24 protein-coding genes are annotated in these 26632 nt (G+C 66.2%); 10 read left to right on the top strand and 14 right to left on the bottom strand.

Annotated elements, in window-relative coordinates:
• Positions 1–68: 68 nt before the first annotated feature.
• The 3 genes from EN786_RS28850 to EN786_RS28860 are packed head-to-tail and all read left to right on the top strand — an operon-like array spanning position 69 to position 3167.
• Entirely contained in the window at positions 69–1349 is a 1281-nt protein-coding gene (locus EN786_RS28850) for a Re/Si-specific NAD(P)(+) transhydrogenase subunit alpha (protein WP_127310636.1), read from the top strand.
• Complete coding sequence (locus EN786_RS28855) at positions 1349–1768, top strand: proton-translocating transhydrogenase family protein (protein WP_127282905.1); 420 nt, start codon at positions 1349–1351, stop codon at positions 1766–1768. The genes EN786_RS28850 and EN786_RS28855 overlap by 1 nt, the downstream gene beginning before the upstream one ends.
• A gap of 1 nt (position 1769) precedes the next feature.
• The gene (locus tag EN786_RS28860) at positions 1770–3167 is read left to right on the top strand and encodes an NAD(P)(+) transhydrogenase (Re/Si-specific) subunit beta (RefSeq protein ID WP_135909156.1); all 1398 of its coding nucleotides are present in this window, start codon (positions 1770–1772) and stop codon (positions 3165–3167) included.
• A 111-nt stretch (positions 3168–3278) separates the two neighbouring features.
• Here EN786_RS28860 and EN786_RS28865 read toward each other — a convergent pair whose 3' ends face one another.
• Genes EN786_RS28865 through EN786_RS28890 form a run of 6 tightly spaced genes read right to left on the bottom strand, consistent with a single transcriptional unit; the run spans position 3279 to position 10388 of the window.
• Entirely contained in the window at positions 3279–3740 is a 462-nt protein-coding gene (locus EN786_RS28865; RefSeq protein ID WP_127282916.1) for a MarR family transcriptional regulator, read from the bottom strand.
• On the bottom strand, positions 3737–4321 hold the full coding sequence (locus EN786_RS28870; protein ID WP_127282903.1) for an amino acid synthesis family protein: 585 nt from the start codon (positions 4319–4321) through the stop codon (positions 3737–3739). Before EN786_RS28870 ends, EN786_RS28865 begins: the two co-directional genes overlap by 4 nt.
• Positions 4314–5198: a UPF0280 family protein gene (locus EN786_RS28875; protein WP_127311659.1), complete on the bottom strand. Its 885-nt coding sequence runs from the start codon at positions 5196–5198 to the stop codon at positions 4314–4316. The genes EN786_RS28870 and EN786_RS28875 overlap by 8 nt, the downstream gene beginning before the upstream one ends.
• Positions 5195–6739, bottom strand: a complete 1545-nt coding sequence (locus EN786_RS28880; protein WP_135909158.1) for a 6-hydroxynicotinate reductase — start codon at positions 6737–6739, stop codon at positions 5195–5197. The genes EN786_RS28875 and EN786_RS28880 overlap by 4 nt, the downstream gene beginning before the upstream one ends.
• Positions 6736–9531, bottom strand: a complete 2796-nt coding sequence (locus tag EN786_RS28885; RefSeq protein WP_135909160.1) for a molybdopterin-dependent oxidoreductase — start codon at positions 9529–9531, stop codon at positions 6736–6738. Before EN786_RS28885 ends, EN786_RS28880 begins: the two co-directional genes overlap by 4 nt.
• Positions 9528–10388: a xanthine dehydrogenase family protein subunit M gene (locus EN786_RS28890; protein WP_127309083.1), complete on the bottom strand. Its 861-nt coding sequence runs from the start codon at positions 10386–10388 to the stop codon at positions 9528–9530. The genes EN786_RS28885 and EN786_RS28890 overlap by 4 nt, the downstream gene beginning before the upstream one ends.
• Positions 10389–10646: 258 nt before the next feature.
• Between EN786_RS28890 and pncA the strand changes: the two genes are divergently transcribed.
• From pncA to EN786_RS28905, 3 genes are all read left to right on the top strand, one after another.
• A complete protein-coding gene (pncA, locus tag EN786_RS28895; RefSeq protein WP_127309082.1) occupies positions 10647–11261 on the top strand; it encodes a bifunctional nicotinamidase/pyrazinamidase in 615 nt (204 codons plus the stop codon).
• Positions 11262–11307: 46 nt separating this feature from the next.
• The gene (locus EN786_RS28900) at positions 11308–12720 is read left to right on the top strand and encodes a sodium:proton antiporter (RefSeq protein ID WP_245478129.1); all 1413 of its coding nucleotides are present in this window, start codon (positions 11308–11310) and stop codon (positions 12718–12720) included.
• Positions 12721–12865: 145 nt separating this feature from the next.
• Positions 12866–13828 carry an ornithine cyclodeaminase family protein gene (locus tag EN786_RS28905; protein WP_127309087.1) on the top strand — a complete coding sequence of 321 codons (963 nt, stop codon included), beginning with the start codon at positions 12866–12868 and terminating at the stop codon, positions 13826–13828.
• A gap of 20 nt (positions 13829–13848) precedes the next feature.
• Here EN786_RS28905 and EN786_RS28910 read toward each other — a convergent pair whose 3' ends face one another.
• The 8 genes from EN786_RS28910 to gcvA all read right to left on the bottom strand — a co-directional run bounded on the left by EN786_RS28910 (position 13849) and on the right by gcvA (position 23128).
• Entirely contained in the window at positions 13849–14568 is a 720-nt protein-coding gene (locus EN786_RS28910) for an ABC transporter ATP-binding protein (protein ID WP_127309081.1), read from the bottom strand.
• On the bottom strand, positions 14561–15289 hold the full coding sequence (locus EN786_RS28915; RefSeq protein ID WP_127282895.1) for an ABC transporter ATP-binding protein: 729 nt from the start codon (positions 15287–15289) through the stop codon (positions 14561–14563). Before EN786_RS28915 ends, EN786_RS28910 begins: the two co-directional genes overlap by 8 nt.
• Positions 15286–16248, bottom strand: coding sequence for a branched-chain amino acid ABC transporter permease (locus tag EN786_RS28920; RefSeq protein WP_127309080.1), 963 nt, complete (start codon positions 16246–16248; stop codon positions 15286–15288). Before EN786_RS28920 ends, EN786_RS28915 begins: the two co-directional genes overlap by 4 nt.
• Positions 16245–17126, bottom strand: a complete 882-nt coding sequence (locus EN786_RS28925; protein ID WP_127309079.1) for a branched-chain amino acid ABC transporter permease — start codon at positions 17124–17126, stop codon at positions 16245–16247. The genes EN786_RS28920 and EN786_RS28925 overlap by 4 nt, the downstream gene beginning before the upstream one ends.
• Positions 17127–17422: 296 nt before the next feature.
• Positions 17423–18727 (bottom strand): ABC transporter substrate-binding protein, encoded by a 1305-nt coding sequence (locus EN786_RS28930; protein WP_127309078.1) that lies wholly within the window; start codon positions 18725–18727, stop codon positions 17423–17425.
• A 129-nt stretch (positions 18728–18856) separates the two neighbouring features.
• Entirely contained in the window at positions 18857–20242 is a 1386-nt protein-coding gene (locus EN786_RS28935) for a hypothetical protein (RefSeq protein ID WP_245478127.1), read from the bottom strand.
• 446 nt (positions 20243–20688) lie between these two features.
• Entirely contained in the window at positions 20689–21993 is a 1305-nt protein-coding gene (gene pncB / locus EN786_RS28940) for a nicotinate phosphoribosyltransferase (protein WP_127309077.1), read from the bottom strand.
• Between the two features lie 160 nt (positions 21994–22153).
• Positions 22154–23128, bottom strand: a complete 975-nt coding sequence (gene gcvA / locus EN786_RS28945; RefSeq protein WP_127309076.1) for a transcriptional regulator GcvA — start codon at positions 23126–23128, stop codon at positions 22154–22156.
• A gap of 205 nt (positions 23129–23333) precedes the next feature.
• Between gcvA and speB the strand changes: the two genes are divergently transcribed.
• The 4 genes from speB (at position 23334) to EN786_RS28965 (ending at position 26610) form a co-directional block, all read left to right on the top strand.
• Positions 23334–24389 (top strand): agmatinase, encoded by a 1056-nt coding sequence (gene speB / locus EN786_RS28950; protein ID WP_127309075.1) that lies wholly within the window; start codon positions 23334–23336, stop codon positions 24387–24389.
• Positions 24390–24468: 79 nt separating this feature from the next.
• Entirely contained in the window at positions 24469–25272 is an 804-nt protein-coding gene (locus tag EN786_RS28955; RefSeq protein WP_127309074.1) for a transporter substrate-binding domain-containing protein, read from the top strand.
• A gap of 25 nt (positions 25273–25297) precedes the next feature.
• Positions 25298–25966: an amino acid ABC transporter permease gene (locus EN786_RS28960; protein ID WP_127285606.1), complete on the top strand. Its 669-nt coding sequence runs from the start codon at positions 25298–25300 to the stop codon at positions 25964–25966.
• Positions 25963–26610, top strand: coding sequence for an amino acid ABC transporter permease (locus EN786_RS28965; RefSeq protein ID WP_127309073.1), 648 nt, complete (start codon positions 25963–25965; stop codon positions 26608–26610). The genes EN786_RS28960 and EN786_RS28965 overlap by 4 nt, the downstream gene beginning before the upstream one ends.
• The last annotated feature ends 22 nt before the right edge of the window (positions 26611–26632 follow it).

Here is a 26632-nt window from a genome sequence, read left to right on the forward strand (position 1 = left end):
GCCTCGGACGTCGCCGGAGGCCCGGCCGGCGTCCCGCGCAGACAGGTTCCAGCCGAAAGGATCATGCGGTGGGGCAGACGGTTTTCATCCCTCGTGAGCTTGACGCGAACGAGCAGCGCGTTGCTGCTTCGCCGGACACGGTGAAGCGACTGGCCGGCCTCGGCTTCGAGGTGGTGGTCGAAAAAGGCGCGGGCACCGGCTCGCGCATTCCCGACCAGGACTTTGCCGCGAACGGCGCCAAGATCGGCACGGCCGGTGATGCCAAGAAGGCCGACGTGGTGCTGAAGGTGCGCCGACCGACCGACACCGAGCTCAAGGGCTACAAGCAGGGCGCCGCCGTCATCGCGATCATGGATCCCTACGGCAACGACGCGGCCGTCGCCGCCATGGCCAAGGCCGGCATCACCGCTTTCTCGATGGAATTCATGCCGCGCATCACCCGCGCGCAGGTGATGGATGTGCTGTCCTCGCAGGCCAATCTCGCCGGCTACCAGGCGGTGATCGACGCGGCCGCCGAATATGACCGGGCGCTGCCGATGATGATGACGGCGGCCGGAACCGTGCCGGCGGCCAAGGCCTTCATCATGGGCGTCGGCGTCGCCGGCCTGCAGGCGATCGCCACCGCGCGCCGGCTTGGCGCCGTCGTCACCGCCACCGACGTGCGTCCGGCGGTGAAGGAACAGGTGCAGTCGCTCGGCGCGAAATTCCTGGCGGTCGAGGACGAAGAGTTCAAGGCGGCCGAGACGGCCGGCGGCTATGCCAAGGAAATGTCGAAGGAATACCAGGCCAAGCAGGCGGCGCTGACCGCCGAGCACATCGCCAAGCAGGACATCGTCATCACCACGGCGCTGATCCCCGGCCGTCCGGCGCCGAAGCTGGTCTCGGCGGCGATGGTCGCTTCGATGAAGCCTGGCTCGGTGATCGTCGACCTCGCGGTCGAGCGCGGCGGCAATGTCGAGGGCGCGCAAGCCGGCAAGGTCGTGACGACGGCGAACGGCGTCAAGATCGTCGGCCATCTCAACGTGCCGGGCCGCGTCGCGGCGTCGGCCTCGCTGCTCTACGCCAAGAACCTGTTCGCCTTCCTCGAGACGCTGGTCGACAAGGAGAGCAAGACGCTTGCCATCAAGCGCGACGACGAACTGGTCAAGGCGACCATGCTGACCGACGCAGGCCAGGTGGTGCACCCCAATTTCGCCAAGGCCGACCAGCAGCCGCGCGTTGAACCGGCGGCTGTGCCCGCCACGACCCTGGTCGCCGACGCTTCCGAGAAGAAAACGGCGCCCAAAAAGACCGCAGACAAGAAAGCCGCTACGAGCAAGTCCGCTGCCAAGCCGAAGGGGATCGCGTGATGGACGCCTTGCAGAAAGCCCTCGACCAGCTCGACCAGGCAACCGCCGCCGTCAGGCTCGCCGTGCAGGACCTGGCCACAGCGCCCGGCGCCGAGGCGGCGGGTGATGCAGCCCATGCACTCTCCGGCGGCGCCATCGACCCCTTCGTCTTCCGCTTCGCCATCTTCGTGCTGGCGATTTTCGTCGGCTACTATGTCGTCTGGTCGGTCACGCCGGCGCTGCACACGCCTCTGATGGCCGTCACCAACGCCATCTCGTCGGTCATCGTCGTCGGTGCGCTGCTTGCCGTCGGCATCTCGGCCTCCGGCCTTGCCACCGGCTTCGGCTTCGTCGCGCTGATGCTGGTTTCCGTCAACATCTTCGGCGGCTTCCTCGTCACCCAGCGCATGCTGGCGATGTACAAGAAGAAGGACAAGTGACGTGAACGCCAACTTCGCTTCCTTCCTCTATCTGGTCTCCGGCATCCTGTTCATCCTGGCGCTGCGCGGCCTGTCGCACCCGACCACCAGCCGACAGGGCAACCTCTACGGCATGATCGGCATGGGCATCGCAATTGCCACCACCCTGGCACTGGCCATTCCATCGGCCGGCGGCTTCGGCCTGATCGTGCTCGGTCTTGCCATCGGCGGTGGCGTCGGCGCGGTCACCGCGCGGCGCATCGCCATGACCTCGATGCCGCAGCTGGTCGCCGCCTTCCACTCGCTGGTCGGCCTTGCCGCCGTGATGGTCGCGGCCGCCGCGATCTACGCGCCGGAAAGCTTCGGCATCGGCACGGCGGGCGACATCCATGCCCAGGCGCTGATCGAGATGAGCCTTGGCGTCGCCATCGGCGCCATCACCTTCACCGGCTCGGTCATCGCCTTCCTCAAGCTCGACGGCCGCATGTCCGGCAAGCCGATCATGATCGGCGGCCGCCACTTCATCAACGCGGCGCTCGGCATCGCGCTGGTGGTGCTGATCGTGCTTCTGGTCACCACCGAAGCCAAGCTGGTGTTCTGGCTGGTCGTCGCCGCGTCGCTGGTGCTCGGCGTGCTGCTCATCATCCCGATCGGCGGCGCCGACATGCCGGTCGTGGTGTCGATGCTGAATTCCTATTCGGGCTGGGCTGCCGCGGCTCTCGGCTTCACGCTCGGCAACCTGGCGCTGATCATCACCGGCGCGCTGGTCGGCTCGTCGGGCGCGATCCTGTCCTACATCATGTGCAAGGGCATGAACCGCTCCTTCATCTCGGTCATCCTCGGCGGCTTCGGCGGCGAGACGGCGGCAGCTGCCGACGACGGCATCGAGCGCACCGTCAAGCAGGGCTCAGCCGACGACGCCGCCTATCTGATGATGAACGCGCAGAAGGTCATCATCGTGCCCGGCTACGGCATGGCGGTCGCGCAGGCGCAGCATGCGCTGCGCGAGATGGCCGACAAGCTCAAGGCCAACGGCGTCGAGGTCAAGTACGCCATCCATCCGGTTGCCGGCCGCATGCCCGGCCACATGAACGTTCTGCTCGCCGAGGCTAACGTGCCCTATGACGAGGTGTTCGAGCTCGAGGACATCAACTCCGAATTCGCGCAGGCCGACGTCGCCTATGTCATCGGCGCCAACGACGTCACCAACCCGTCCGCGCGCGACGACAAGTCCTCGCCCATCTACGGCATGCCGATCCTCGACGTCGACAAGGCCCGCACCTGCCTGTTCGTCAAGCGCTCGCTCGGCTCCGGCTATGCCGGCATCGACAACACGCTGTTCTACAAGGACGGCACCATGATGCTGCTCGGCGACGCCAAGAAGATGACCGAGGAAATCGTCAAGGCGTTTGATCACTGATCAAGCCGCAACCTTCTATGGGAAGGTCGTCGGCCCGGACGGATCTCAGGACCCAGAAAAAAGCCCGGCTTCGCGCCGGGCTTTTTCGTATCCAGGAACCGCCGCTGCCGGTTAGGCCAGCTTGGCCAGCAGGCGCATGAAGGTGGCTGCTTCCTTGGCCGATAGCGGCGCCAGCGTCTCCTCGGTGATGGCGCGGGCAAGCGGGATCAGCCGCTCGATCGCCTCGCGGCCTTGCGCCGTCAAATTGACCAGCAGGCGGCGCTTGTCGACCTCGTGCTTGGAAAGCTCGACCAGGCCGCGCGCCTTCAGCCGGTCGATGACGCCCTTCACGGTGGCGGCATCCATCGCGATCAGCGTGCCGAGCTGGTTCTGCGAGGTCTCGCCTATGTCGTGGAGCTTGGCCAAAGCCGCGAATTGCGGCGGCGTCAGATCGCCGATCTGCGAGGCGAAGATCGCCACATGGCGCTGATGCGCCTTGCGCAGGATGAAACCGACCTGGTCCTGCAGGTGATAGCCGTTCTCGTCCGGCTCCTCGGCTTCGACCAGCCGCAGCAGATTGTCCTCGCCGCTCATCTCAGCCCGTCCCATGCCTTGATGTCCTTGGCCGCGAGGCCGCCCATGCGGTCGTGCACGCGCGGGCCGCAGGTCATGGCGAGGCAAAACAGGATCTCGTCGGGACGCGGCCCATCGCTTATGCCGACCTCCATGGCGTCGAAATGGCTGCGCACATAGGCGGCGTTGATGTGGCCGAGCGGCACGTCCAACCGCGAACCGAAGGCGCCGACCTTCTTGGCTGACGGCACGATCGCCTTGGCATCGCCGAGCCGCTCGCGCATCGCGTAGCCGCCCGGCACATGCCACAGCGCGCCGTGCTCCAGTTCGCCGGCGGAGCCGACGATGGCGCCCTTGCCGTAGCCGTCGATCTGCTTGACGTCACCGCCAAGCGCCGCAATCAGCCGATCGGCCAGCAGCAGCCCGAGCGGCTTCAGGTCGTCCATGGCGCTCTGCAGATCTTCGACGTAGCGGCCGGCGAAGGGGTTCTTCACCACCGCCAAGGCAGCGGCACGGCGGCGTGGCGCTGCCGCGACTGGACCGCCATCGTGAAAAATCTCTTCGGTCAGGACCGCGATCTTGCGGATCGGGAATTCAGGCATGGGCAGTTTCCTTCGCTTTATGCTTGTTGGGCGCGGCGAGCGCCACCGAACCACTGATGCGTGTCTCACCAGCAAGGAACAGCGCCGAGGCCGATATCAGGCCGCGCCGGCGAAAATCTTCGGCGACGGCAAGCCCGTTGTCCAGCGCCCGCGCCACTTCACCCGGCGAAAGCGCGCCGACGCCCTGCGTCACCAGCCGGTCGCCAAGATCGCTGTCGGGTGCAAGATCGCGCGCCAGCGCCCGTTCGACCGCAGGGTGACCGGGCAGATCGACGGCGTTGGCGATCAGCGTTGCGGCGGCATCGGCGTCGGCGCCGGTCCGCGCCAGGACGGTGACGGCATCGGCGATACCCAGCGAGAACGAACGGCCGCGCCAGCCGCTGGTCGCCACGCCGCGAACGCCATCCTCGGCGCGTATGGTAACGCGATCGGCCATGCCATGCCCGGTGCCGGCAATGGCCGATATCATCGACTGGCCGCTGCTGAGATGGAGGGCGCAATCACCGCCATTGTTGACATAGGCGCGGTCCAGCCGGCGGCCGGCGAGCAGCGCCGCCAGAATTTCGTCGGCTACCGAACCGGCAACAGCGGCCATCGGGGTGATAAAGCATTCCGCCAGCGGCATGACGGCTGCTTCCATGCGGCGCGCCGTCGGCCCCGCGAAATCGCGCGGCGCCAGGAAGAATGCCGGGAGCCGCAATTCGGGAAGCTCCTTGACCAACTCAATCAGGATGGTCTCGAACCGCGCGACGGCCTGGGTGTAGGCGGCCCGGCATTCATCCGGCTCGCCAAAGGCCTCGACGATCAGGTCGATCGGCCCATGGTTGAGATGGAGCCGCCGGCCGTCGGCAAGCCAATGCGCCTGCGGGCTGTTCATCCTCCGGCCCCGTTCGCCGCTGCCCGCCGCAACTGCGCCAGCGGCGGCCAGGGATTGTTGACGGGAGCGCCGGTGCCGCGGCGCGGGTTGAGGTACTCGCCACCCTTGGCGAGGATGTCCTCGACGCTGCGGATCTCGGCCTCGTAGCCGCCCAGCCTGACATAGTCGTCGCGGCGCAAGGTGAACTCGATCGGCGCCACCAGCGCCGGCGTCGGCACGTAACCGAAGGCGCCTTCCGGCACGCGGGTGACGTCGACCATCAGCGTGATGCCGCCGCCCGGCCAGACATAGACCGGCGCGCCGCCGACGGTGACGTAAGTCCTCAGGCCCTGCACCGAGCGGGTCAGGTTGACCGGGTTCTCGGTGACGCCGGCGCGCAGCGAGCCGCCAGCGCCGCCGATGAACAGCACGGTGCAGAGCGCCGGCTCGCAATTGTCCTCGATCAGGCCGACGGACTTCTGCAGCCGTTCCGGGAACGGCTTTTCGACCGGCTTCAGGTCATCGTCGAGCTCGTAGTAGGCAAACTGCTCGCCGGTGGTGGAAACCATCAGCAGCGACAGGCCGGGCCGCGCGCCCTTCTTGGCGTTCCAGTCGCCCAGGATCGACAGCGGGTCGGAGATCGAGGTGCCGCCCCAGCCGAGGCCGGGCTCCGAGACCTTGAAGTAGCGGCCAGGCGTCGAGCGGCGGCCGATGATCTTGATGCCGGTGTCCTGCCAGCCCAGCACCTTGCCGGCCTGATGCTCGGAGACGACGCCGGTGATGTGGTCGTCGACCACCACCACCTCGTCGACCAGCCCGCGCCATTGCGTGGCGAACATGCCGATGGTGGCCGAGCCGCAGCCGACGCGCATGCGATGCTCGACCTTGCCGTCGATCACCGGCGCCTTGCCTGCCTCGACGATGACGGTCGCGCCGCCATCGATGGTAAGCTCGACCGGCTTGCGGTTGCAGAGATTGAGCAGCGCGTCGCAGGTGGCGCGGCCTTCCTGCTTGGAGCCGCCGGTCAGGTGATGCACGCCGCCGAGCGACAGCATCTGCGAGCCGTATTCGCCTGTCGTGACGTGGCCGATCGCCTCGCCCTCGACACGTACCGTCGCCGTCCCGTCGCCGATGTGGCGGTCGGTGTCGATCTTCACCTTGACGCCGCAGTAGGAGAAGATGCCCTCGGTAACGACGGTGACAAGATCGACGCCCTCGACCTCCTGGCTGACGATGAAGGGCGCCGGCTTGTAGTCCGGATAGGTGGTGCCGGCGCCGATCGCGGTGACGAAGCGGCGCCCAGTGTTGACCAGCTCGCCGTTCCAGGCCTCGCCCTCGGCAACGAACGGCACGACGGCGCCGCCGGCCTCGGCGGCATGGTCGAGGATGGTCAGGGGGTCCATGCGCACGATGCGGCCGCCGACATTGCCGTAGCGGTCGCAAGCGCCGGTGCGGCCGTCGGCGATGTAGCACATGACCGGGCAAGCATCGCAGCGGATCTTCTCCGCCACCTGCTTCTCGCCGGGGTCGTGGGTTTCGAAACGTTCGGCAAGCTCGCTCATCGGCGTGCCTCCTTGTCGCGGATCGCCGCGCGGATGCGGGCCGGTGTCGCCGGCACCTTGGTGACCAGAACGCCGGTGGCGTGGCGGATGGCATTGAGGATCGCCGGCGCGGTCGGGATCAGCACATGCTCGCCCAGGCCCTTGGCGCCGAAGGGTCCTTCCGGGTCCGGAACCTCGACCAGAATGTGCTCGACCGGCGGCACGTCGCCGATGGTCGGGATGAGATAGTCGTGCAGGTTCTCGGTGCGGCCGGGGATGTATTCCTCCATCAGCGCCATGCCGATGCCTTGCGCGATGCCGCCCTCGATCTGGCCCTCGACCAGGACGGGATTGATGGCCTTGCCGACATCGTGCGCGGCGGTGATCCTGATCAGCTTCACGGTACCGAGCTTGAGATCGACCTCCAGCTCGGCGATCTGCGCGCCATAGCCGTAGACGGCATAAGGCTTGCCCTGGCCCTTGGCGTCCAGCGGCAGCGTCGGCGGGTCGTAGGTTTCTTGCGCCACGAAGACCAGGCCGGCGGCGTCGGCCTTCAGCTCGGACAGATCGATGCTCCGTGTCGCTTCACCTTCGCGGATGGCCAGGCTCGATCCATCGAGTGCGATCGCTGCCTTCTCAGAGACATTGGCGAAGCGCAGGATCTGCTCGCGCAGTGCCCTGCCGGCCTTCTCGGCCGCCTTGCCGGTGACGAAGGTCTGGCGCGAGGCGGACGTCTTGCCGGCGTCCGGCGTGATCGCGGTATCGGCGCCCTTCAGTTGGAATTTGTCCAGCGGCAGGCCGAGCGCATCGGCGCAGATCTGGGTGATGACCGTGTTCGAGCCCTGGCCGATGTCGACGGCGCCCTGATGCAGCACGACCTCGCCCGCGGCCGAGATGCCGACCTTGATGGTCGAAGGGTTGGGCAGCGAGGTGTTGCCGCAGCCATACCAGCAGGAAGCGACGCCGACGCCGCGCTTTCTGTCCTCGCCGGCGGCGTTGAACGCTTCGGCCTCGCCGAGCGCCCGGGCCCAATGCGGGCGAAGCGATTCCAGGCATTCGCCGATGCCGACGCCCGATTCCAGGCGCTGTCCGGTCACCGTTTCGGATCCGTTACGAAGGCAGTTCTTCAAGCGGAAATCGAGGCGATCCAGCCCAAGCTTGCCGGCCAGCTCGTCGTAGAGCGTCTCCTGCATGATTGTCGCCTGCGGCACGCCGAAGCCGCGGAAAGCGCCGGAGATCGGGCCGTTGGTGTGGATGGCGCGACCCTCGGCACGGTAGTTCGGCGTCAAATAGGGGCCTGAGGCATGCACCGGAACGCGATTGGCGACCGTCGGCCCCCAGCTGGCATAGGCGCCGGTGTTGAAATCGCCGGAAAAGACCATGCCGGTGACGCGGCCTTCGGCATCGGCGCCGACAGTTGCCTGCATCTCGGCGGGATGGCGCTTGGTGGTCGAGATCATCGATTCGTTGCGGGTGTAGGCAAGGGCCGCCGGCCGGCCGGTCTTCATCGCCACCAGGCCGATCAGCGGCTGCAGCGAGACGTCGAGCTTGGAGCCGAAGCCGCCGCCGGTGGCGGTCGGCACGATGCGCACCTTGTCGACGGCAAGACCGAGCACCTTCGCCGTGTCGTCACGGTCCATATAGGGCGCCTGCGTGCAGGCGACGACGACGAGCGTGTCGCCGTCCATGTAGGCATAGCCGGCTTCCGGCTCGATATAGGCGTGCTCGACATAGGAGGTTTCGATGGCGCCGGACACGGTGACGGCGGCGCCGGCAAGCGCTGCGTCAGGATCGCCGCGTTCGACGAAGCCGGAGGTGAGCAGGTTCGCCGGACGGTGCCGGTGCAGCAGCGCCGCGCCATCGGCTTTCGCATCCGAAGGCTGCAGGACATGCGGCAGCTCGGTCCATGAAACCGGAAAATCCGTCAGATCGAGATCGAGGATCGCTTCGCGCTCGCCCGCCACCAGCGCAACCGCCTCGCCGCGAAAGCGCGCGACGCCTTCCGCGAGCGCCGGCTGGTCGGCAAAGGGACCGATGACGCCGAAGCAGTTGTGGCCCGCAATGTCGGCGGCGGTGAAGACGCCGGCGATGCCGGGACGGGCGTCCGCCCAGGCCCCGATGTCGCCGAAGGCGAAGCGGGCATGATAGTGCGGCGAGCGGACCACCAGCACGGCGAGCGCATCGGCCGGAAAGGAGTCGCCGCCGAATTTCTCATCGCCGGTGACCTTCGGCACGCCATCGAGGCGGATCGGCGAGGCGCCGACGGCGCGACCCGTCTCGGGCATGCGATGGTCAAGCCCATCGACGTGGCGCCAGGCATCCATCACCGCCGCCACGATCTTCCGATAACCGGTGCAGCGGCAGAGCACGCCGCCCAGCGCATCCTGCGTCTCGGCCTCGCTCGGCTGCGGGTTGCGTTCGAGAAGCGCGGTCGCCGCCACCAGCAGGCCCGGCGTACAGATGCCGCATTGCGCCGCGCCGTGCTCCAGGAAGGAAGCCTGCAGCGCCGACAGCCGGCCATTGGCAAGGCCCTCGACCGTGGTCAGGGTCGCGCCCGACACGGAGGCCGCCGGCACCAGGCAGGCGCAGACCGGGTTGCCGTCGACCAGCACGGTGCAGGCGCCGCAATCGCCGGCATCGCAGCCGACCTTGGTGCCGGTCAGCCCCAATTCGTCGCGCAGCACCTGGGAAAGGCGGCGGACCGGCGGCACGGAGACGCTGACGGCGGCGCCATTGACCTCGAAGGCAATGTCGGCGCGGTCCATGCCCGTGCCGGACTGGTCTACGCTCACAAGAGGCTGAACCTGGCTCATGCGGCCACCTTGTCGCCAGCAGCGTGGCCTATGGCGCCGGCGACCGCGCGGACGACGATCTCGCGCGCCGCATCGAGCCGGTATTCGGCGCTGCCGCGCACATCGCCGATCGGCAACAGTTCGTCGATCGGCGCGGCGAGCACCGCGCCGGCAAGGGCTTCGTCGGCCGGCAGGCCGAGCAAGGCCGCCTCGACGCCCGCGAGCCGCCTGGCGACCGCCGAGCAGGCGCCGACGGCGATGGCCGCTTCAGCGACGGCGCCATCGTCGACGACAAGGCGCGCCGCCGCCATGGCGATGGAGATGACCAGATAGCGTCGGGCGCCGAGCTTGACGAAGGCAGATGTGCCGGCAGCCGCCGGTTTCGGGATGCGAATGGCGGTGACCATCTCGCCCGATGCCAGGGCGGTGCGGCGATTGCCGAGAATGAACTCGCCGAGCGGCAGATGCCGCGTCGCCTTCGCCGACCGCAACTCGACATCGGCGTCGAGCACCAGCAGCGCCGGCACGCCATCGGCGGCGGGCGAAGCGTTGCAGAGATTGCCGGCGATGGAGGCGACATTCTGGATCTGCACGGAGCCGACATCCCGCGCCGCCGCCTTCAGCGCATCGAAGGCCGCCGGAAGCGGTTGGCGGACGAGGTCGGTCCAGGTGGTGCGCGCGCCGACCCGCCAATGCGCCTCGCTTTCCGCGATTCCTCGCAGCGCTGTCAGGGCGTTGATGTCGAGGATGTTGTCGCGAAACGGCTTGTTGCCTTGCGCCGGGTAAAAGTCCGTGCCGCCGGCCAGGATTCGCCAGCGATCCTCGCCAAGCAAGGCGAGCGCCTCGTCGACCGTGGTGGGTTTCGCGTAACGGATCACGCTTTGCCTTCCCAGAAAGGGGCCCTTGCGAGGGAACCTGCCGGCGTCCCACCGGCCAAAATTCATTCGTATGCAAATGATATCAAGTCGGCAGGAATTGTCAAAGCCGGAGTTTCCTGTCGCCGCACAGGCTGACGGTCTCAACGCGATTGTTATGCCGCTGGAGGTTGACGCCGCCCGCCATCTGGTCGAGTTTCTGCGTCCGGTCGCGACAGCGGCATTCTATCAAAGCCTACGCCGAGACGAGAAGGAGGCCCCATGGCCGACGAAGCGCTTGTTGTCATCGACCTGCAGAACGACTTCTGCCCGGGCGGCGCGCTGGCGGTGGCCGGCGGCGACGAGATCGTGCCGCTGGTCAACGACCTGATCCGGCGAACCGACCACGTCGTGCTGACGCAGGACTGGCACCCCGCCGGCCATTCGAGCTTCGCCTCCAGCCATCCCGGCAAGCAGCCCTTCGAGACCATCGAGATGCCCTACGGGCCGCAGACGCTGTGGCCCGACCATTGCATCCAGGGCAGCCTCGGCTCGGACTTTCATTCCGGGCTTGCCTGGACCAAGGCGGAGCTGGTGATCCGCAAGGGGTTCCGCCCGGCGATCGACAGCTACTCGGCCTTCTTCGAGAACGATCACACCACCCAGACCGGCCTGGCCGGCTATCTGCGCGAACGCGGCGTCGACACGGTGACGCTGGTCGGGCTGGCGACCGACTTCTGCGTCGCCTTTTCGGCGCTGGACGCCGTCAAGCAGGGCTTCAAGACAACCGTGCGGCTAGACGCCTGCCGCGGCATCGACCTCAACGGCTCGGTCAATGCGATGCTGAAGCGAATGCGCGAGGCCGGCGTGGTGCTCGAAGACCACTTGTCGGACTGACCGGACTGTGGGGCGTCGAGGGGGCTTCATACAACTGGCGAGGACACTGGCGGCAGGCCTACCCGCCCTGGCTGTCCTTCTGTTTCCGCAATTCGCCTTCGCAGCGGCGGACCACGAACTGCCCGGCGCGGCGATGTCGCTCTGGTGGGTGCTGCCATTTGCCGGCCTGCTGTTGTCGATCGCCACCGGCCCCCTGCTCTTCCACCATGTCTGGGAGCATCACTACGGCAAGATCGCGGCCGGCTGGGCGGCACTGGCGGTGGTGCCGCTGGCGATCGCCTTCGGCATCCCTTCGGCCATGGAAGCGGTGCTGCACACGCTGCTCACCGAATACATGTCGTTCATCATCCTGTTGTTCGCGCTCTACACGATTTCGGGCGGCATCCTGCTTGCCGGTAACATCCACGGCACGCCCCTGGTCAACGCCGGGCTTCTGCTTGCCGGCGCGCTGCTTGCCTCGGTGATCGGCACGACCGGCGCCTCGATGATCCTGATCCGGCCGATCCTGCGCGCCAATGACAACCGGCCGTTCAACGCCCATGTCGTGATCTTCTTCATCTTCCTGGTTTCCAACATCGGCGGCTCGCTGACGCCGCTCGGCGACCCGCCGCTGTTCGTCGGCTTCCTGCGCGGCGTCGACTTCTTCTGGACGACCGCCAGTCTCTGGCGCGAGACGCTGTTCACCGGCGGCCTGGTGCTCCTGGTCTTCCTGGCGATCGACACGATGCTGCACCGACGCGAGGGTAGTATGCCGAAGATCAAGGATCCGACGCCGGACAAGACCGTGCGCCTGCGCGGCGTCGCCAACCTGCCGCTGCTGGCCGGCGTCATCGGCGCGATCCTGCTCTCCGCAACCTGGAAGCCGGGCGTCAGCTTTTCCATCTTCGGCGTCGGGCTCGAGCTGCAGAACCTGGTGCGCGACGCCGTCATCTTGGCGCTGGCGTTCGCCTCGCTCGCCGTCTCGCGCAAGAGCCATCGCGAGGCGAACGGCTTCACCTGGGGGCCGATCACGGAAGTGGGGAAATTGTTTGCCGGCATCTTCATCGCAATCGTGCCGGTGATCGCCATCCTGAGAGCCGGCCATGATGGCGCACTGGCGCCGCTGGTCGCGCTGGTCACCTCCGATTCCGGCCAGCCCAACGACCTCGCCTATTTCTGGCTGACCGGAGCGCTGTCGTCCTTTCTCGACAATGCGCCGACCTACCTGGTGTTCTTCGAGCTTGCCGGCGGCGATCCGCAGCGCCTGATGGGCGAATTCGCAACCACGCTTGCGGCGATCTCGGCAGGCGCGGTGTTCATGGGCGCCAACACCTATATCGGCAATGCGCCCAACTTCATGGTCTACGCGATTGCCAGGCATCGCGGCGTGAAGATGCCGGGCTTCTTCGGCTATATGGCGTGGTCGGGAACGGTGCTGATCCCGACGTTTCTGATCGCGGGATTTCTGTTCTTCGGTTGAGTTCGGCGGCCACCGGCATGGGGGTCGCTGGCGGCGCTTGCGTATGCGCGGTCAGCAATTTCTGCTATTAGCGAAGCGAGGTGCGGGATAGGTTCGATTGAACCTGAGGAATGCTTATCGAACGCAAGCCATTCTTGGGACGACGATGACCATCAAAGCCGAGAGCCTGCCCTATCTGTCAGCCGAATTCCTGGACAGCTTGGCGATTTCCACGTCCGACGTGGTCGACGAAATCGAGCGGCAGATCATCGGTCAGAGGCGAGGCGAAGTATGGTGTGCGCCGAAGGCGGTGGTGCTGCCGGGCGACGACCGCTACATCATGGCTACTCTCGCCGTCGCGACCGAACCCCGAGTGCTGGCCACCAAGTCGCTGGTGGTCAATCCCCGCAACTCCGGGCGGGGACTCGCAACGCTGAACTCGCTGGTCACCCTTCTCGACGCTGAGACAGGACTGCCGCTTGCCTTGGTCGACGGCAATTGGGTGACTTCGAAGCGCACGGCTGGGCTGAGCGCGGTAGCGGCCAGGCGTCTGGCCCGCGCCGACTCGGCGTGCGTCGCGTTCATCGGATGCGGCGTGCAGGCGCGTGCTCATCTCGAAGTTCTGGCCGATCTTTTTCCGCTGCAGGAGATCCGGGCTTTTGCTCGGAGCAAAGCCAGTGGTGAAGCACTGTGTCGGATGGCTGAGACGCGTGGTCTGACCGCGGTAGCGAGCGATACTGCCAAGGCGGCGGTCGAACCCGCCGACATCGTGGTGACGACGGTCACATTGATACCCGAGCCCGCTCCGTTTCTGGATGCGCGATGGCTGCAGACCGGAGTCTTCGCCACCATGACCGATCTGGCCCTGCCCTGGGTGCCTGAAAGCATGGCCATCTTCGATCGCATCGTCATAGACGATCTGGCGCAAGAGGCGCAGATGAGCAAGCCGATGGTGAGGCCCGAACTCGTTGCCGGCGACTTGACGGGTTTGGTCGGTGGCGACGTGCCGGGTCGTCAAGGCGCGCGTGAGCGAACAGCATTCGTTTTTCGTGGCATGGCGGTCGGCGATCTCGCAATTGCCGGCCTGGCATTTGCACGCGCGAAAGCAATCGGCGCGCTGGACGCTTAGGGGTTGAAGCGCCGCCCGCCTCAACCCACCCCCACATAGCGCCGCACCGCCGACGGATCGGCGCGCAATTGCTCGACATCGACCGTCTCGCGGTTGCGGCCGTTCTCGATGAAGCAAACGCGGTCGGCGACCGAAAGAACCGCATCGACGCGCTGCTCGACCAGAATGGTGGAGACGCCGCGTTCGCGGAGCTTGGCCACCGTCTCGCGGATCTTGGCGATCATCGACGGCATCAGCCCTTCGGTCGGCTCGTCGAGCAGCAGCACCTGCGGTTCGAGGCAGAGCGCGCGGGCCATGGCCAGCATCTGCTGCTCGCCGCCGGACAGCGTGCCGGAGCGCTGCCTGAGGCGCTGGCGCAGCAATGGAAAAAGGTCGAGGACATTTTCCCGCACGGCCTTGCCCTTGCCGCGCGCCATCAGGCCGATCTCGATGTTTTCCGCCACAGTCATCTCGGCGAACAATCGCCTGCCCTGCGGCACATAGGCGACGCCGGCTTTCGGCACGTCGTGCGCCGCCAGGCTGGTCAGCTCCGTGCCGTCCAGACTGATCGAACCGGCGGCCGCCGGAACCAGGCCCATGACCGCCTTCAGCGTCGTCGTCTTGCCGGCGCCGTTGCGGCCGAACAGGCAGAGCACCTCGCCCTTCTCGAGCACGAGGTCGAGCCCGTAGAGGACCTGGACCTCGCCGTAGAAGCAGTCGAGCCCGGAGATGGCCAGCGCCTTGGACCTCGCCTCAGTCATGGCCGGCCCCGAGATAGGCGTCCTGCACCTGGCGGTTCTCGCGCACCTGCTCCGGCGTGCCTTCGGCGAGGATGCGGCCGGCATTGAAGACTGTGATGCGGTCGGCGAGCTGCATGACGACGGGCATATTGTGCTCGATCAGGAGCACGGTGGCGCTTTTGGCGATCTCGCGCACCAGCTCGATGAAATTGTCGATCTCGCTGTCAGCCAGGCCTTGCGTCGGCTCGTCGAGGATCAGGAGGCGCGGCTTGAGCGCCAGGCCCATCGCCACTTCGAGCAGCCGCTGGTGGCCATAGGAGAGCTGGCCCGCCGGCATATGGGCGCGATCGGCAAGGCCGGTGCGCTCGAGCGCGGCCATGACGCCGGCCTTGACCGCGCCCTTGGAGCGGCCGTCGGTCAGCGTGCGCTGCACCGGCAGCGCGACATTGTCGTAGGCGGAAAGATTGGCGAAGACGCTGGTGATCTGGAAGGTGTAGGCGACGCCAAGGCGAACCCGTCTGTAGGCCGGCAGGCCGGTGATGTCGGCGCCGTCGAAGACGATCATCCCGGACGAAGGAGGGATACGTCCGCTGACCAGGCTGACGAAGGTGGTCTTGCCGGCGCCGTTGGGGCCGATGACGGCGCGGATTTCGCCCGGCATCAGGGCGAAGTCGACATTGTCGACGGCGCGCAGGCCGCCGAAATTGCGGGACAGGCCCCTGGTGGTCAAAAGCGGCATCATGGCAGCCACCCGAGCCAGCGCTGGCGGATGCTGCCCATGATCCCCTTGGGGAAGAACAGCACCAGAAGGATGAGCGCGACGCCGACGATCAGCAGATAGGCGGAGGTGAAGCCGCTGGTGATGTCGATGACATAGTACATGAACAGCGTGCCGATGAGGGGGCCGAGCGCAGTGGCGGCGCCGCCGAGCAGCACCCAGAGCAGCGGCAGGATCGAATATTGCACCGAGGCGAAGCTGGAGCCGACATAGCCGAACAAAAGCGCGTAGGCCGCGCCGGAGGCCGCGCAGATGGTGCCGGAGACGACGACGGCGGCGAGCTTGTTGGAGAAGGTGTCGTAGCCGAGCATCTTCGTCCGCTCCTCGTTCTCGCGGACGGCGACCAGCACGCGGCCGTAGCGGGAGCGGACGACGGCAAGCGTCGCCAGCAGGACGATGGAGAACAGGGCCAGCGCGCTCATGTAGCGCACGGTCGGGTTGGTGAGGTCGAGCGTCGTGCCGCCCAGGTTCAGCACCCGCGCCGCTTGCTGAACGACCAGGCCCTGGTCGCCGCCGGTCCAGACGGCGAAATAGAGGATGAGCAGCGAAAACACCTGCGCGAACATCATGGTGACGATCATGAACGCCACACCGGAAGTGCGCAGCGCCAGCAAACCGATGAGCAGGGCCAGCAGCGCGCCGCAGGCGATGCCGGCGAGGAAGGCGGCCGGCACGCTCCAGCCGAGATGATAGACGCTTAAGCCCGCACCATAGAGGCCGGCGGCGAAGAACATGGCATGGCCGAGGCTGAGCAGGCCGACATAGCCGAACAGCAGATTGTAGCCCATGGCGAACACCGCCAGCACCATGATGCGGGCGATGAGGCCGTGATGATAATCCGGCAGCACGAAGCTCAGCGCGAAGAGCAGGGCGATGACGCCGAGATGCAGCGAATAGGCCTTTGCCGGCGAAGCTTCCGTCATCGCGAGGCCGTCCCGAACAGGCCTTGCGGCCGGAACACCAGCACCATGGCAACGACAAGTGTGGCGATGATCTTGGCCAGCGTCGGCGAGAAGAACATCGAGATGATGCCGTCCGACAGGCCGATCAGCACTGCGGCGACGAGGGTGCCGCGCAATGAGCCGAGGCCGCCGATGATGACGACGATGAAGGACAAAAGCAGCGGATCCTGACCCATCAGATAATGCGCCTGGCTGATCGGCACGATCAGCACCGCGGCTATTGCCGCCAGCATGGCGCCGAGGGCGAAGACGCCGCCATAGACGCGGTCGACCGGAATGCCGAAGGCTTGCGCGGTCTCGCTGTCATACTGGGTGGCGCGCATCAGCAGCCCAACCTTGGTCCGTGTCAGCACCAGCCAGGTGGCGACGAGCAGCAGCGCGGAGGCCGCGACCACCGACAGCTTGTAGCCGGAATAGCCGAACCAGGGCAGCAGGATGCGGTAGCTGAAGGGCGGCTCGACCGGGCGCGCCTCAGGGCCGTAGAAGGTCAGCGCCAGCTGCTGGATGATGTAGAGCATGCCGATCGTGGCGACGATGGTGGCTTCCGGATTGTAATTGAGCCGGCGCAGCACCAGCCGCTCGGCGACCAGCGCGACCGCGCCGACGATGAGCGGCGCGATGACCAGCGCGGCGACGAAGCCGAGTGCAGGATGGCCCGAGATCGCCGTCGAGATCGCCCAGGCCAGCACCGCGCCCAGCATGAAGAACTCGCCATGGGCGACATTGACGACGCGCATGACGCCGAACACCAGCGACAGGCCAAGCGCCGTCAGCGCCAGCACGGCGGAAGTGACGAGGCCTTCGAGGGCGGCGAGGAGGAGATGGGGTCCGAAATGCATGCTACACGCAGGCAGGTGCCAAGCGCACCCCTCTCTGCCCTGCCGGGCCCGGCCCTGCGCTATCGCTCCGGGCGTTCGTCGCTCGGAAAGCCAAGCAATTGGCTTCCCGTCCGCTTCGCGGACCGCTCCTCACCCCCCTCAAGGGGGGAGATTGGCTCTCCCTATCGCTTTCGCCAATCGCAAAGGCCGACCGATGGCCGCCTTCGCATGAGATGCTGATCTCCCCCCTTGAGGGGGAGATGTCCGGCAGGACAGAGAGGGGTGGCTTGGCGCTCACGCTTGTCGGCGCAACTAAGTCACAGCGCCTGCGTCGTGTAATCCCCCTCGGCCTCGTAGAGGCCGTCCTCGATCTTCGTCTTGTGCACCACCTTGAGCTTGCCGCCCTCGACCTTGGAGATGTTCTGGATACCGAAGCACTGGTGGATCTTGCCGTTGAAGGTCTTCGGGCCCTGCGGATGCTCCGGCCCTTCGGCGAACTCCTTCAGCGCCTCGGTCGCCTCGACCAGCTTGGCGCGATCTTCAGGTCCCTTGTAGCCGGCATCCTCCATCGCCTTCTTGACGACATAGAGCGTTTCCCAGCAGCCGAACATGTGCGAGGCGGTGGAGACATCCTTGGCATCGCCGACGGCGGCGCCATTGTCGTCGATGCCGACAGCGGCGCGATAGGCCTTCTGGGCGGCGGAATCGTCCGCCTGCGCATAGCGCGGCGAGCCTTCCCAGAAATGGCTGCCGTCGAGGAACTCGAGGCCGGGGCTGTTGATGTCGGTCGCCTCGAGCGAATCCATGAAGCCGAACAGCTGCGGCCGCGACGAGCCGTAGAATTCGCCGAGCTCCTTGACGAAGGTGAGCACGGCCGGGCCGACCATGACGTGATAGATCACCTCGGTCTCGGCCGGGATCTGCGGGAAGTATTTGGTGAAGGACGACTCCGTCGGCGGGATGGCGATCTGGGCGATGACGTTGGCGCCCTGCGCCTTCAGTGCCGGCGGCAGGTAGTCGCGATGGTCGTAGCCGAAGGCGAAGTCGGGGAAGATCTGCGTCACCTTCTTGCCGGCATTGGCCGCGATCCACGGCGCCATCGACTGGATCTGGCTCTTCACGTCGGTGATGCCGGGCTGGAAGACGTAGCGGTTAAGCTTGGTCGAGGCGACGTGGTGACCTTCGCTGACGACGAAGTAAGGGATCTTGTTTTCGCCGGCGGCCGGCGCCGAGCCGATCACGACATGCGAGAACAAGGTGCCGAAGACGATGTCGGTCTTGTGCTGGGTGGCGAACTTGCCGACAACCTCGGCGCCGCGGGCGGGATCGGTGCCGTCATCCTCGATGACCAGCTCGACCTGGCGGCCGTTGATGCCGCCGGCATCGTTGATAGCCTTGACCGCGGCGGCGCTCGTCTTCTCGTACCAGCGGCCATAGGCGGCGCCGATGCCGGTGCGGTGCGACTGGAAGCCGATCTTGACCGGCGCCGAGCTCTGCGCCTGGCTGTAGCGGACGAAGCCTGGCGCGACGGCAAGGCCGGCGCCGGCGGCGAGGCCCTTCAGCGCGGTGCGGCGCGAAAGAGTGGTCTTGGAAAGATCGAAAAACCCATTCTTGTCAGACACGGCAGTTCCCCTGTTTTTTGAGTTTTGACCAATGGCTGTAACGAGGCAAAAATTGCATGTGTACAAACTAAATCACCAAAGCCTCGACGTGGCAAGCGTACTTCCCGACAGGCATTGAGGCCGCCTCTTTCACCCGGCGGTCGGCGTGGCAAGCAGCCAAAGGCCAAAGACCGTATAGGCGATCATCAGCACCGTGAGCGGCAGTTGGCTGAGCGCGGCACGCGCCGCGGCCGGATGCAGCCGCCAGGCCAGACCATGGGCGACGAGGACGGCCAGCATATGGCCAAGGATGATGACGCCGGCCTGGAGATTCCACAGCCACCAGGCCGAGTCGGCGCCGGCGACCACGCCGGCTTCGACTTCCATGTCAGCGGTGTCGAACAGGTTCCAGCCGAGCGCGAAGGGATCGGACAGGGCGGCCAGCGCATATTGGCCGTCGACCAGCAGCGCCGTCAGGTAGTGGGCGAAATGGTAGGCGAGCGCGATCGGCACGATAGACCAGACCAGCAAGCCGGCGGCTTGCGCGAATGAATGCCGGTCGCCGGCGAGGCGCTGGCCGATATGGACGGCAAGCGCGAACACCGCTGCCAGCAGGACGAAGGTCAGGACAAGGCCGAAGCTGCCGATGCCGATCAGCGCGGTGCGCCCGGGAAACTCCAGCGGATTGACGCCGAACAGGCCGAGCCAGAAGAAGGTTTTCGACAGGCCGTCAAAGGAGACCGAGGACAGCGCCAGCAGCAGGAAGGCGATGCCGGCTGTCGGCAACGGCTCGGCGGAGAGCAGTTTGGCGCCCGGCCAGCAGAGACTGAGGCGGCACTTCGCATCGCGCTCAACAACAGCAAAGCGCGCGACCATGGCGAAGAACACGCTCAGGAACTCGCCGCGCCGGCTCCATTCGCGATGGCCGAAGACGAGCATCAGGATGAAGTTCAGCAGCCAGTAGAGGCCGGCGGCGTATGCCAGCCGGGCCGGGTCGTCGGGCGCCGGGTCGATCAACTCGAACCAGGCGAAGGCGAAGAACAGCCCGACGGCCGGCCAGCAGGCTAGCCATGCGGGCAAGCGGCCGTCCTGTTCACCGCCGCGTCCGATCAGGCGGCTGACGACCCGCGACGGTCCGTACCAGGGGTTCAGCCACGACCAGAGATCGCCGAGCGCGCCCTGCAACAAAGCCAAGCCCACCCAGAGCAGCGTCCATATGACGAGCGGCAGCGGGTTGGACAGTGGATCGCGGCTGCCGAACAGGCCGGCGGCAAGGAGGATTGCGAAGCCGGCAAAAGATATCGCGCTGACGATCGTGCGAGAGGCGTCACCGAGGGCAAAGAGCGGCAGGCGCCGGCGCCAGAAGCGATCGAGGGCTGCGGGCGGTAGCAGGGCCAGGACAAGGAAGCTGACGGCGACCGCGAGCGCGCCTCCGGCGACGTAATAGCCGGTGGGAAGGAGGAGGACATGGCCGCGATCGGAGGCATGGGCGAAGGCGGAAGTGGGGAGGGATGCGAAGGCTGCTGCGAGAGCCATTCGCGAAGGTTTGCGCCTTACGGCGCCCCCCTCTGTCCTGCCGGACATCTCCCCCACTTGGGGGGAGATCGCACTATCTTCAGAGGCAAGCGTCTGCCATTGAGAAGTGGCGCCTGCTCGGATGGCTTGGCACCCTTCCTCTCCCCCGTCGATCGGGGGAGAGGTGTCGAGCGCAGCTCGACGGAGTGGGGGTCGACCCTGGCGCGGGTCAGGACGATGCGTGCAAGCGATCCTCTTTCCTATGCCCGTTGCGGCGGTTGCCAGGTGGTTCCCCCACTCCGTCGCCGCTTCGCGGCGCCACCTCTCCCCCCTCCGGAGGGAGAGGAAAGCAGCCTCAGCGGGGGAGATGTCCGGCACGACAGAGGGGAGCGCGAAGAAGCTCGGCTTATCGAGCCTTGCAATCTCGCTTGACGATGCGGGATCGGCACAGGCCACAGGCGCAGCCTTTAAACCTTGACCAGCTGCCTCACCCGGTCCTTCTCGCCGAATATCCTCAGGTAGCGCTTGATCTCCTTCTGGTCCCCGGTCGCCTTGGCCGGATTGTCGGAGAGCTTGACCGCGGGCCTTCCATTGGCCTCGGTGACCTTGCAGACCAGCGAGATGGCATCCAGGCTGTTGGTTTCGGTCGGCGCGCAGCCCTCGAAATCGTTGGTGAGGTTGGTGCCCCAGCCGAAAGACATGCGCACTTTGCCGCGGAAGTGGCGGTAGGTCTCCTCGATCGTCTCGACCTCGAGCCCGTCGGAGAAGATCAGCAGCTTCTGCCTGGGGTCCTTGCCCCTCTCGCGCCACCACTCGATGATCTTCTCGCCACCCTCGATCGGCGGCGCGCTGTCGGGGCGGAAGCCGGTCCAGTCGGCGACCCAGTCCGGCGCGTCACGCAGGAAGGATGCGGTGCCGAACGCGTCCGGCAGCACGATCAGCAAATTGCCGCCATAGTAGCGCTGCCAGTCCTGCAGCACCTTGTAGGGCGACTGCTTGAGCTCCTCTTCCGAATTGGCGAGGGCGGCAAACACCATCGGCAGCTCATGTGCGTTGGTGCCGAGCGCCTCGAGGTCGTTGTCCATGGCAAGCAGGACGTTGGAGGTGCCGGTGAAGGCCTGGCCGATGCCTTCCTTCAAGGCTTCCACACACCAGCGTTGCCACAGGAAGGAGTGGCGGCGGCGGGTGCCGAAATCGGAGATGCGGATGCCCGGCAGCGCCTTCAGCCGCTCGGTCTTTGCCCACATCTTGGCCTTGGCGCGGGCATAGAGCACGTCGAGCGCGAACGGGCCGAAGGCGCGCATGGCCGCGCGCGATCGCAGTTCATTGATGATGGCCAGCGCCGGGATCTCCCACAGGGTCGTGTACATCCAGGGACCGCTGAAGGAGAGCTCGTACTGGCCGTCGCGCTTGGACAGCTCGTATTCGGGCAACTGGAAATCCTCCAGCCAGGCAAGGAATTCCGGCTCGAAGATCTGCTTGCGGCCATAGAAGGTGTTGCCGCCGAGCCAGATCATCTCCTTCTTGGAGAAGCGCAAGGTGCGGGCGTGGTCGAGCTGGTCCCGCAGTTCCTGCTCGTCGATCTCGTCGGCGAGGCGCACCGAGGTTGTGCGGTTGATCAGCGAGAAAGTGGTTTCGACCTTGGGATACATGCCCCAGATCATCTGCAGCATCAGAAGCTTGTAGAAATCGGTGTCGAGCAGGCTGCGGACGATCGGGTCCAGCTTCCAGGTGTGGTTGTAGACGCGCCGCGCAATATCGGTCTTTGCCATCTCGTCCTGTCGCCTTCGCTGCTCACTCTAGCGCTTGCTTGCGCAATTCCGGCCGCTTTTCCTGGAACTGCTTCACCCCAGCCTCTTAGCATTGAATTTTCGGCAACGCCTCCCGCTTTGCGGGCTGGCCCGACAAAAAGAAGTCGCCCCGGTCCAGCCGTCAGGACGCCGTCCTGGCGCCGATCACCCTCAGCGCCGGGCGCTTCCGACGGCTGCCGATGCGCCCCGCGACCGGCGCGTCGGCGCGGCCGTCGGCCTGTTCCTTCTCGGCGAACAGCCAGTCGATGAAGAGCTGGACGATCGGCGTCGACCTCATCTCGTTGCGGCAGACGACGTAGAAGTCGTCGACCGCCGGCACCGACAGGCTGAACGGCGCGACCAGCAGGCCCCTGGCCAGCAGCGTGCTCGCGGTGACGGAATCGCCGAGCGCGACGCCATGGCCATGCACGGCGGCCTCGGTCGCGGTGCGCGCGTCGCCCAAATGATGGCGGCGGCCGCGCTCCAGGTCCAGCGCGTCGGCGGCGGCCAGCCAGGTGTGCCATTCGCGGCCGTCGTCGCCATGCAGGATGACATGGTCGGCGAGATCGCGAACGGTGCGGATCGGGCGGTTGTTGATCAGCGTCGGACTGACCACGGGGAACAGTTCGAGGCCGGACCATTTGCGCATCCAGCAATCGCTCCAGCTGCCATCGCCATAGTGCACGCAGACATCGATATGCGGGGCGCGGATGTCCCTGGCGTCGTTGGAGGGAAGCAAGGTGAGCTGGATGTCGGGATATTGCGCGGTGAACGAGCCCAATCGCGGCGTCATCCACAAGAGCAGCAGCGCCGGCACGCAGGATATTGAGAGCTTGCCGGCGCTGGCCGGCCGCGTCATGCGCTGCGTGGCGGCGGCGATGCCGTCGAAGGCGCTCGACACCGCCGGCAGAAGCTCGGCGCCGTGCGGCGTCAGCTTCACCCGCTGGCCGGCGCGCTCGAGCAGCTTGACGCCGAGCGACTGCTCGAGCGCCTTGATCTGGTGGCTGACGGCGCCGTGCGTGACATTCAGCTCCGCCGCAGCCTTGGTCAGCGAGGCATGGCGGGCCGTGGCCTCGAAGGCGCGCAGCGGATTCAGCGGGGGCAGACGCTTGGCCATGGTGCACTCAAGTAGTGTGAGATTTTCTCACAACAAACACCCTAACAATATCAATTGATTTTTCAATGGAGCTGCCGGAAACTTTGTCCCGGAACATCATCAAGACGTGAAATCTGCAGGCAGCCAGGGCGGGACCGCGGTCCGGCCGGATGGCGGTCAGCATCATAGGTGTTGCTTCACTACCAGCCAGACGGAGGAGACCGACATGGGTTACGATCGCGGCAAACTTGAAGCGTTGCGTCGCAAGTATGGCGAGGGCCATGGCGGCGAGATGTTCGACCCGAAGTTCCGCAAGGTCGCCGACAAGATCTTCTCCAAGTCGGGCACCAGGCTGGCGCCCTATTCCGGCATCCCGACCTTCCTCACCGCGCCCTACCGCGAGGTGGCCGCCGACAAGCCGGATTTCGGCGATCTGCAGGTGGCGATGATCGGCGTGCCGATGGATCTCGGCGTCACCAACCGTCCGGGCTCGCGCTTTGGGCCGCGGGCGCTGCGCGCCATCGAGCGCATCGGCCCCTACAACCATGTGCTGGAGTGCGCGCCGACGCATGAGCTTCGCGTCGCCGACATCGGCGACGTGCCGTTCCAGAGCCGCTACCGGCTGGAGACCAGCCATGAGGACATCGAGCGCCGAGCCAACCAGATCGTCGACGCCGGCGTCATCCCGCTCTCGGTCGGTGGCGACCACTCGATCAGCCATCCGATCCTGAAGGCGGTCGGCAAGAAGGCACCGGTCGGCATGATCCATATCGATGCCCATTGCGACACCAGCGGCCTGTTCGACCTGACCAAGTTCCACCATGGCGGGCCGTTCCGCAACGCGGTGCTGGACGGCGTGCTCGATCCCTCGCGCACCATCCAGATCGGCATCCGCGGCTCGGCCGAGTATCTGTGGGAGTTCTCCTACGAGTCCGGCATGACGGTCGTGCACGCCGAGGAAGTGACCGGGTTGGGCATGCCGGCCATCATCGAGAAGGCGCGCAAGATCGTCGGCGACGGGCCGACCTACATTTCCTTCGACGTCGACAGCGTCGATCCGGCCTTCGCGCCGGGCACCGGCACGCCGGAAGTCGGCGGGCTGACGACGCGCGAGGTGCTCGAACTGCTGCGCGGCCTCAAGGGCCTCAACATCGTCGGCGGCGACGTCGTCGAGGTGGCGCCGCAATACGACGCGACCACCAACACCGCCCATGTCGGCGCCCAGGTCCTGTTCGAGATCCTGAGCCTGATGGTGTTCAGCCCGGCCATCAAGAAAGGCTGAGGCTGCGCCAGACCAATACGGCCGCCGCGCTGGAGCCGGCGGCCGGTTTCAACAACAAGCTTCCAGAAGGGGAACTAAAATGACACTTCGCACCACGCTGAAATCCGCCATCACGGCAATGCTGATGCTCGGCGCCGCCGGCCTCGCCTCGCAGGCGGCCAGGGCCGACGCCATCGACGACATCACCAAGGCCGGCACCATCAATGTCGGCATCTTCTCCGACTTCCCGCCCTTCTCCTCGGCCAGCGCCGACATGAGCATCAAGGGCTATGACATCGACGTGGCGCAGGCCATCGCCGACTCCCTGAAGGTAAAGCTGAACCTCGTCAGCGTCACCGGCCAGAACCGCATTCCCTATCTCACCGACAAGCGCGTCGACTTCCTGATGAGCGTCGGCTACTCGAAGGAGCGCGCCGAGGTGATCGACTTCGCCGCCGCCTACGCTCCCTACTACATCGCCGTCATCGGTCCGGCCGCGCTTGCCGTCAAAGGCAAGGAGGACCTTGCCGACAAGTCGATCGCCGTCAATCGCGGCACGCTGGAGGACACCTCGCTGACCGAAGCGGCACCGGCCTCGGCGGACATCCGCCGCTTCGACAACTACAACTCCGTCATCCAGGCCTTCATCTCCGGCCAGACCCAGCTGATGGTGGTCGGCAACGATGTCGGCGCCCAGGTTCTGGCCAAGCAGGATGCGCTGCAGCCGGAGCAGAAGTACCAGCTGCTCACCTCGCCCTCGCATATCGGCCTCAACAAGAACGAGGACCGGCTGAAGCAGGCGATCAACGACGCCGTCGCCAAGATGCTGGCCGACGGCAAGCTGGACGAGAGTTCGAAGGCCTGGCTGAAGACGCCGCTCAACCCCGACAACCTCAAGGACTGATCCTGGGACAGCAGGGGGCATTGCCATGGGCTACAGCCTCGACTTCGGCTGGCTTGCGGGTGCGGTAGGCGCGATCGCGCGCGGCGCGGCGACGACGATCCTTTTGATCGCCGTCACCACGCTGGCGGGAACATTCCTCAGCATCCTCGGCGCCGCCGGCAAAAGAAACGGCCCGAAGCCGCTCCGGCTGGCGATCGCGGCCTATGTCGAGGTGATGCGCAACACGCCGTTCCTGGTGCAGCTGTTCTTCATCTTCTTCGGCCTGCCCAGCCTCGGCATAAGGCTCGATCCGATCCTGGCCGCCATGCTGGCGATGACGCTCAACATGGCGGCCTACACGATCGAGATCGTCGGCGCCGGGCTGGACGCGGTGCCGCGCGGGCAGACGGAAGCCGCACTGGCGCTTGGGCTCAGGCCTCGCCTGGTGTTCGTCAAGATCGTGCTGCCGCAGGCGCTGAAGGTGATCTATCCGGCGCTGACCAGCCAGATCGTCATCATGATGCTGGAATCGGCCGTGGTGTCGCAAATCGCGGTGCGGGAACTGACCTACGAGGCCGATATGCTGCAGGCACGCACCTTCCGCGCCTTCGAGACCTATTTCGTGGTGACGCTGGTCTATCTCGGCCTGTCGATGGGGCTGCGCCGGCTGCTGGTCGGCGGCGGGCGCCGTGTTCTGGGAGCCGGCGTGTCATGATCGAGTTCACCTTCTGGGACATATTGCGCAACCTGCTGCTCGCCGCGCGCTGGACGGTGCTGTTGTCGCTCGCCGCCTTCGTCGGCGGCGCGCTGGTCGGCCTGGCCGTGCTGTTCTTGCGCATCGCCAAGACCAAATGGACCCGGCGGATTGCCTCCGGCTACATCGCGCTGTTCCAGGGAACGCCGCTCTTGATGCAACTCTTCCTGATGTTCTTCGGCCTGCCGATGCTCGGGCTGCGCATCGAGCCATGGACGGCGGCGGCGATCGGCCTCACCTTCTTCGCCAGCGCCTATCTGGCCGAGATCTGGCGCAGCGGCGTCGATGCGCTGCCGCGCGGCCAGTGGGATGCCGGCGCCAGCCTCGGGCTGCACTACCTGCAGGAGCTCAGGCTGATCATCCTGCCGCAGGCGTTCTCGATCACCCGCGCGCCGACCGTCGGCTTCCTGGTGCAGCTCATCAAGTCGACGGCGCTGACCTCGATCATCGGCTTCGAGGAACTGGTCAGGACCTCAAACGCCATCAACAACGCGACCTTCGAACCGTTCACCGTCTACGGACTGGTGGCGCTGATCTTCTTCGTCATGTGCTTTCCACTGACGCAATACGCCCGCGCGCTCGAGCAACGAGCGGCGGCACACTGATCCGCCTGACGGCGGAGAAACG

It is taken from the genome of Mesorhizobium sp. M4B.F.Ca.ET.143.01.1.1 (assembly GCF_004792275.1).
GTDB classification, from domain to species: Bacteria; Pseudomonadota; Alphaproteobacteria; order Rhizobiales; family Rhizobiaceae; genus Mesorhizobium; species Mesorhizobium abyssinicae.